General features: G+C 70.9%; 8 protein-coding genes and 1 pseudogene. 6 read left to right on the top strand and 3 right to left on the bottom strand.

Going from position 1 to position 7,434, the window contains the following annotated elements; all coding sequences use genetic code 11:
• The first annotated feature begins 64 nt into the window (after positions 1-64).
• Positions 65-868, top strand: coding sequence for a pectate lyase (locus tag FNH04_RS37480; RefSeq protein WP_152790300.1), 804 nt, complete (start codon positions 65-67; stop codon positions 866-868).
• Positions 869-1,226: 358 nt separating this feature from the next.
• Positions 1,227-1,535 (top strand): hypothetical protein, encoded by a 309-nt coding sequence (locus FNH04_RS37475; protein WP_194236944.1) that lies wholly within the window; start codon positions 1,227-1,229, stop codon positions 1,533-1,535.
• 77 nt (positions 1,536-1,612) lie between these two features.
• On the opposite strand, the gene FNH04_RS37470 is transcribed toward FNH04_RS37475, so the two are convergent.
• Positions 1,613-2,194, bottom strand: coding sequence for an Rv1733c family protein (locus FNH04_RS37470; protein WP_152790298.1), 582 nt, complete (start codon positions 2,192-2,194; stop codon positions 1,613-1,615).
• Between the two features lie 293 nt (positions 2,195-2,487).
• On the opposite strand from FNH04_RS37470, the gene FNH04_RS37465 reads away from it, so the two are divergent.
• Positions 2,488-3,573, top strand: a complete 1,086-nt coding sequence (locus FNH04_RS37465; RefSeq protein ID WP_152790297.1) for a WD40/YVTN/BNR-like repeat-containing protein — start codon at positions 2,488-2,490, stop codon at positions 3,571-3,573.
• A 190-nt stretch (positions 3,574-3,763) separates the two neighbouring features.
• On the opposite strand, the gene FNH04_RS37460 is transcribed toward FNH04_RS37465, so the two are convergent.
• Positions 3,764-4,486: a hypothetical protein gene (locus FNH04_RS37460; RefSeq protein WP_228031837.1), complete on the bottom strand. Its 723-nt coding sequence runs from the start codon at positions 4,484-4,486 to the stop codon at positions 3,764-3,766.
• A 491-nt stretch (positions 4,487-4,977) separates the two neighbouring features.
• On the opposite strand from FNH04_RS37460, the gene FNH04_RS37455 reads away from it, so the two are divergent.
• Both FNH04_RS37455 and FNH04_RS37450 read left to right on the top strand, forming a co-directional pair.
• The gene (locus FNH04_RS37455; RefSeq protein ID WP_152790296.1) at positions 4,978-5,193 is read left to right on the top strand and encodes a hypothetical protein; all 216 of its coding nucleotides are present in this window, start codon (positions 4,978-4,980) and stop codon (positions 5,191-5,193) included.
• Positions 5,194-5,466: 273 nt separating this feature from the next.
• Entirely contained in the window at positions 5,467-5,991 is a 525-nt protein-coding gene (locus FNH04_RS37450) for a hypothetical protein (RefSeq protein WP_152790295.1), read from the top strand.
• Positions 5,992-6,023: 32 nt separating this feature from the next.
• Here the strand turns inward: FNH04_RS37450 and FNH04_RS37445 are convergent, their stop codons facing one another.
• Entirely contained in the window at positions 6,024-6,701 is a 678-nt protein-coding gene (locus tag FNH04_RS37445) for a uracil-DNA glycosylase (protein WP_322724978.1), read from the bottom strand.
• 212 nt (positions 6,702-6,913) lie between these two features.
• Between FNH04_RS37445 and FNH04_RS37440 the strand changes: the two are divergent.
• A pseudogene (locus tag FNH04_RS37440) lies at positions 6,914-7,434 on the top strand (ATPase); the annotation flags it as partial.

Genomic DNA, 7,434 nt, shown 5'->3' with positions numbered 1-7,434 from the left:
CCCACACCCCCCACGCACCACTCCCCCCACGATCCGACCGCTCACTGGAAGAAGGAATCGGGACATGACTTCACCAGTACGTCCGCGCACCCTCCGGCGCGCGGCCACCGGCGCGCTGGCCGCACTCGGACTATCGGTTGGCATGATCATGACAGGTGGTGCGGCTCCGGCGAGCGCCGCCACCTGGCCCACCGCGAACGGCAGCGAGGGCGTCCCCGCCACCATCCCGGTCTCCGGCACCAAGGACTACGGGATGAAGCGCCTCTACGGCACCGGCGACCTGGGCAGCGGCGGTCAGGACGAGGACCAGGGGCCGATCCTGGAACTGGCCAACGGCGCCGTGCTGAAGAACGTCATCATCGGTGCCCCCGCCGCGGACGGCATCCACTGCAAGGGCAGCTGCACGCTGCAGAACGTCTGGTGGGAGGACGTCGGCGAGGACGCGGCGACCTTCCGGGGCTCCTCGTCGTCCAGCGTCTACACCGTCTCCGGCGGAGGCGCGAAGGAAGCCAGCGACAAGGTGTTCCAGTTCAACGGCGCCGGAACGCTGAACATCTCCAACTTCGCGGTGAAGAACTTCGGCACCTTCGTCCGGTCGTGCGGCAACTGCAAGACGCAGTACAAGCGGACGATCAACCTCAACACCATCGAGGTGGCCTGGAAGGGCGGCCGGATCGCCGGCATCAACACCAACTACGGCGACAGCGCGACCCTGAGGAACATCACCATCGTGGGGGACACCAGCAAGAAGATCATCCCCTGCCAGAAGTACATCGGGAACAACACGGGCGCGGAGCCGCCCACGAACGGCTCCGGGCCTGACGGCACGTACTGCAAGTACGCGACGTCCGACATCAAGTACAGCTGAGTCCAGCGCACTCCCGGCGCACTCGGCTCCGGCCGGGTCCGGGTCCGGCCGGATCCGAACCGGCTTCGGGCGGCTGTGCGAAGCGCCTCACGGCGGCTTCGTACGGCCGCCCTCGGTCGTTGTCAGTGCCGTGGTGCACACTCGCGCGCGCTCAGCACGCTGCGGGGGCTGCTGGACGGGGAGTTCGGGGTCCCGCAGCCGTGGCGCTCTGGTCGATCGAGGGGGACGCCGACACCGTACTGCCGCTTCTCACCAGGGAGTTGGCGGCCGAAGAAGCCCATGCCCGGCAGACAGCCGCCGAAGCCCTGGGCTCATGGGGGGGGCGGCGGCCGGCTCCATGCTTCCGAAGCTGCGCCTGATGCTCGCGTCCGACGACCTGTGGGAGCGGACGGCGGCGGCGTGTGCCCTGGGGGAGATCTCCGGGGACGCCGAGCCGGCCCTGCCCGTGCTCGGTTCGGCATGGCAGGGCAACCCGTACACCCGCGGCACGATCACGGCCTGCCTCACCGAGCCGGGGCGCGCCGCGGCGCCCGCCCACGACCTGCTCCGGACGGAGCTCGCCACTCCGCGGCGCCATACGGCGCGTTCCGGCGGTCACGGCAGCCACGACATCGTCAACGACGAGCGGTTGCTGCGTTCCTGCCGTGCGGTACTGGAGGCCGGGTAGCCATCACAGCGCGGCACTCGGGAGCGTGGAGGGGCCGCCGGCGGCGCTTCGGTCGCGTCGCCTCGGGCCCTCCGCGGCTACCAGGTCTTGCGCTCCCACTGGGGGCCGACGCGCTCCCACTCCTCGTCCCACTGGTCCATGCGCCGGCGCTCAAGACGGCCGCGCACGAGGCGTCCGCCCACAAAGGGGACGCCCGCCGCGGTCGCGCCCACCAGGGCACCGATCAGGGAGGCTCGCAGACGGGCCTCGGACTCCGTGGCCGGCTTGGTGACCATGAGCCCCTCGGTATCCGTCCAGACGGTGACCGTGGTGCCCATCTCACTGGCGGGCGCGACCCGGGCCTGGCCGGTGTGCACGGAGCCGTCCCTCGCCGTCCAGCGGACCTCCGCCCACACGCGCTCGGCCGTGGAACCGGACGGGGCGGCCGTGCCCGGGGCGGCCTCGGTGAGCCGCGCCACCACGGGGCGCCACTCGACGCGCTGCTGGGCGAGGTTGTTCTCGACGGACCGCGAAGCCACCATCCCCATGGCCACCCCGCCGAGAACGGTGAGGGTCCAGGCCGCGAGGACCACCCATGCCTCCAGCCGGTCGCTGCGGCGTCGCAGCGGGTTCCGCCGCCATCGCCACAACCACACCTTCGGACCTCGGAATGCCGCCATCGAGGCACCCTCCTCACGAACGCACAGACAAGCCAGACCGCCCTCCCATACGGGGGCGGTCTCCCCGATGCTCATGACGATTCCGTCACTCCGGCCGGAAGGCCGAGAACCACCTGGTCGCCAAAGACACCGGCAGCGCCCTCGGGGAGCCCGCACGGCGGGCCGCCGGGTGCGCTCGTTCGCCGTCAGCCACACGCTCTGACCTGCGGCGACGCCCTGTACGAGGGAGACTGTCAGTGGTGGGGTGCAGACTGACCGGTGACTGAGACAACGACGTCCCGGAGGTGGTCGGCATGGCCGACATCCTGCTCACCGTAGGCACACGCAAGGGTCTGTTCATCGGGCGCCGGCGCGGTGGCGCCTGGGAGTTCGACGAGAGTCCGTACTTCAACGCGCAGGCCGTGTACTCGGTCGCGATCGACACCCGCACCGAGACACCCCGCCTGCTGGCGGGCGGCGACAGCGCGCACTGGGGCCCGTCCGTCTTCCACTCCGACGACCTGGGCCGGACCTGGACGGAGCCCGCCCAGGCGCCCGTGAAGTTCCCCAAGGACACCGGCGCCTCACTGGAGCGGGTCTGGCAGCTGCACCCGTCGGCGGCCGAACCGGACGTGGTCTACGCGGGCACGGAGCCGGCCGCCCTGTACCGCTCGGAGGACCGCGGGGAGAGCTTCGAGCTCGTACGGCCGCTGTGGGAGCACCCCACGCGGGACAAGTGGGTACCGGGTGGCGGCGGTGAGGGCCTGCACACCATCCTCACCGACCGGCGCGACCCGCGGGCGATGACGGTCGCCGTCTCCGCCGCCGGTGTGTTCCGCACCGGGGACGGCGGCTCGAGCTGGTCCCCCTCCAACTCCGGTGTCTCGGCGGTGTTCCTGCCGGATCCGAACCCGGAGTTCGGCCAGTGTGTGCACAAGATCGCGCGGGACTCGGTGACACCGGACCGGATGTATCTGCAGAACCACTGGGGTGTGTACCGCAGCGACGACGCGGGCGCGCACTGGACGGACATCGGCGAGGGCCTGCCGTCCACGTTCGGGTTCGCCGCGGCGGCCCATCCGCACCGCGGGGACACCGCGTACGTCTTCCCGATCAACGCCGACGCGGACCGTGTCCCGGCCGGGCGGCGATGCCGTGTCTTCCGTACGGCGGACGCGGGCAAGACCTGGGAGCCACTGTCGGCGGGGCTGCCGCAGGAGGACCACTACGGCACGGTGCTGCGCGACGCCATGTGCACGGACGACGCGGACCCGGCGGGCGTGTACTTCGGCAACCGCAACGGCGAGGTGTACGCGTCGGCGGACGACGGCGACAGCTGGCAGCAGCTGGCGTCGCATCTCCCGGACGTCCTGTGCGTACGGGCGGCGGTCATGGCCTAGGCACTGCCCGGTCACGCCGGAAGCCGGGCCGCCCTGAGCGCGTACACCTCCCATGCCGCCGTCGATCCCCGGGTCACCGCCCAGACCACCCGTCAGGTCACCGAGGCACTCATGGGCTGGAGCGGATGTCCGGACAGGCGGGCGGGCCTACCGGCCGGCCGGTCGCCAGCCCGCCTGTCCGCCTGTCCGTTCAGTTCGGAGTCGAGAAGGCCACCGAGGTGATGTCGCGCTCCAGTTCCGCGCCGTGAATGCCGTAGGTGCGGATCGAGCGGATCTTGACGAGAAGGCAGAAGCGCTCCGTCGAGGAGACGACGCGCGCGATGTGCCGGTAGGAACTGCGCAGATAGTACGCGGCGGCGTGGTTGCCCAAAGCGCTCTGTCCGCCGATGAGAATGACGGGGCGTATGCCTCCCGGGACGGTGAACTTCGCGATGAGGGCGTACTCGTCGTTGCCGCGGTCCCAGCCGTAGTGCTCGCTGCCCGCCCTGATGGCGAGGGGATGGACGGGGTGGTCGAAGGGGGCGAAGGAGACGCCCGGGAGGCTGTGGGCGATATGGCCCGCGCTTCTCACGTTCGACCCCGACAGCGGGCCGCCGATGCAGAACTCCGGCTTGTTCTCGTTGCTGCCCTGGAAGTCGTCACTGCGTACGACCTCGACCTCGCAGTTCAGGCCGCGGGCGAGGACAGCCGTCTCGATCATGGCCTGGACGTCGTGATGGTGGGTGCTGCCCGGGGCGTCGTACTTGTTGTTCATCACGATCAGGCAGGTGTCACCGGGACGGGCGCCGATCACACGCGCCCTGATCCGGAAGTCGCGGCCGTGCTTGCCGCGGTGCCACAGCCAGACCGCGAGGCCGCTCAGACAGCTGGTGAGGAGTCCGATGAGGACATTGCCGATCGCGCCCGTCAGCATCGTGCTCCCCCGCCGCTGCTCTGTTGTGCCGTCCGTTGGTCTGCCGGTCCGGATATAGCCGGGCGCGAGCTGTACACGCGGTCGGCGAGGCCAAAGTCTATCGCCTGGCAGCTCACGTGTTCGACGTCGCACTCGTGGTCACGGGACCACGGGCACCCATGCCTCCGGCCCCCTTCCCGCTCGGTCCGCTCCCCATGCCGTAGCCGCCGTGCGGGCGTACCGTCCCGCCACATGGGCGTGAGGTGCCGCGCGAAGTGAGCGGGCGCGATCATGGCACTTGAAACGCGCCGACGCCGACGTGAGCCTGCTGGCCCGTTCCAAGGCCCTGGCGGGATACACCAAAGAGATGAACTGCCTGAGGCGGTCGATCCGCTGGGCGAGGCGCTGACGGCGGCGGTGCACCGTACGGGTGCCGCGGCCGGAGGCGTCTATCTGCTGGACCCGGTGGGAGCGGTGCTGGGCCTGGACGTGATGTGCGTTCGTATCCGCGCGTGGCGGAGAACGTCCCCTTTCGGCTCGCGTTCGCGGTCGCCCCGCTCAGAGGTGCCCGCGACTGCCGGGGCGCGCTGCTCCTGATGTGGCCTCCCCACCGTCCGGACCAGCTCACACTCCACGAGCGCAGGCACATCGCCTTCGGGGCGCGGCGCATCGCCCGGGTCCTCGATACGGGCGCTCACCCCGCGGTCGCACAGGGCACCCAGCCGTAGCTGTCGCTGCCCTGGCTGGACGGTGGGGCTGGTCCACCACGCCCGCCCCGTCGACCGGCACACCGACGACATCGCTCTGCTCCTGCTCCCGCCCCACTCGCCTGCGAACCGTGAGACGACGGAAGACCACGGGCGTTCTCGGTGCGCGGGACCTCAGGCCGGGACATCCCGCGCGTTCGGTGCCATAGTGGGATTGGCGCCGGGATGCCAGGTTCGGATCCAGGATTCGGGTGCCGATTCGGGTGCCGGATTCGGGTGCCGAGGGGGAGCATCGTGGTCCGATACGTACGCTACGAGGTGTTGTGCTCCGTTGTTGCCCTGTGTGCGGCGGCTGTCAGCTCGGCCGTGACCGTCGGCGTGCGGGGAGTTCCGGAGTTCGAGGCCGGTATCGGCAAGGCTCTCGCCTTCTTCGCCCTCCTCTGCGTACTGGGATCGGCGTTCGGGCTGCTCACCTGTTCTCGGCTGAAGTGGGTGGGTGAGGGGCGGGAGTTCGAGACTGCCCGCCCCCTGGAAAACCCTGACGCAGTCCTGCCCGCACCGGGTCCGGAGCTTCGGGGCGGCGTCAACGGACCCCTCTTCGTCTTCCTGGTGGTCTCGGCCCTGGCCGGCGCTCTCCTGTGGGACCGCGCGTTCGCCCTCTACCCCCTGTTGTTCGCACCGCCGTGGCTGACCCGGGCGGCCTGCGCGGCACGCTGGGAGCGGCGGCACGGCGTCCTGCTGTGGCGGGGCGAAGTCGACGACCAGCCCCTCGGAAAGGGCCAGTACCTCTATTCGTCCGTACGGCAGCCGACGCCCTAGTCCGGCCCCCAAGCCCTCGCCCCACACATGGCCTACGGCAGTCGCCAGTCCACCGGCTGCGCGCCCTGCCGCAGCAGCAGATCGTTGGCCCGACTGAAGGGGCGCGAGCCGAAGAAACCCCGGTCCGCCGACATCGGGGAGGGATGGGCGGACTCGATCGCCGGAAGGTCCCCGAGCAACGGCCGCAGATTGCGCGCGTCACGCCCCCAGAGGATCGACACCAGCGGTTTGCCGCGTGCGGCCAACGCCCGGATGGCCTGCTCCGTGACCTCCTCCCAGCCCTTGCCCCGGTGTGCGCCGGGCTTGCGGGGAGCCGTAGTCAGCGCCCTGTTGAGCAGAAGCACGCCCTGCTGGGCCCACGGGGTCAGATCCCCGTTCGACGGCCTGGACAGCCCCAGGTCGGAGTGCATCTCGCGGAAGATGTTCTCCAGGCTGCCCGGCAGGGAACGCACCTCGGGCGAGACCGCGAAGCTCAGCCCGATGGCCATCCCCGGCGTGGGATAGGGATCCTGGCCGACGATCAGGACACGGACGTCGTCGAAGGGCTGCTGGAACGCCCTCAGGACGTTCGCCCCGGCGGGAAGGTAGGTCCGGCCGGCCGCTATCTCGGCTCGCAGGAAGTCCCCCATGGCGGCGATGCGTTCGGCCACAGGTTCGAGAGCCTTCGCCCAGCCTGCTTCAACAAGTTCATGCAAGGGTCGTGGTGCCACGGCGCGTCACTCTACTGGTACGCACCGGGGCCCCGCGCACACAGAGAGGTATGCCTGGAGGGGACCGCCTCCCGGCGCTACTCTTCCTCCGCGTCGGATCGTCTTGATCTTCAAGCCGGTGGAGCGGAGCGCGCTCCCCCGTCACAGAGGTCGCAGAGGTCACGAAGGCCACAAAGGTCACAAAAAGGAGGGCCTTGTTGCGTCCAGGGGACATGCCACACCACCGTGGGCGCCGGGCAGGGAGCCCGGCCCATGGACCGGCACCCGTCGTGCTCGCCGTGGACTCGGGCGGCTCCGGGCTGCGTGTGGCGCTGGCCTCGGAGGGCAGGACCGTCGGGGCTCCGCTGGTGTCCGAGGAGCCGGTGCGGACCGGCCCGCGCGGGATCGACGTCGGGCACCTGCTGGAGCAACTGCTCCCCATGGCGCGGAAGTTGCTCGGCGACGCCGGGAGCGGGCCGCCGCAAGCGGTCGCCGTCGGAGCCACCGGATTCGCCAGCCTGGGCGACGAGCTGCGCGCCGAACTCCCGGCGGCCCTGCGGCGCGAGCTCGGTGTGCGCCGGGTCGCGCTGGCCGCCGACGCGGTCACCGCCTACGCGGGCGCGCTCGGTCCGCGTGCGGGCGCGGTGGTGGCCGGCGGCACCGGGCTGATCGCGATCGGCACCGACCTGGAGAGCTGGCGGAGGGCGGACGGCTGGGGTCATCTCCTCGGCGACTGCGGCGGCGGGGCGTGGAT

Origin of the sequence: Streptomyces phyllanthi, assembly GCF_009377205.1 — a bacterium.
Lineage (GTDB): Bacteria > Actinomycetota > Actinomycetes > Streptomycetales > Streptomycetaceae > Streptomyces > Streptomyces phyllanthi.
This window is presented reverse-complemented; position numbering and strand designations above follow the sequence as displayed.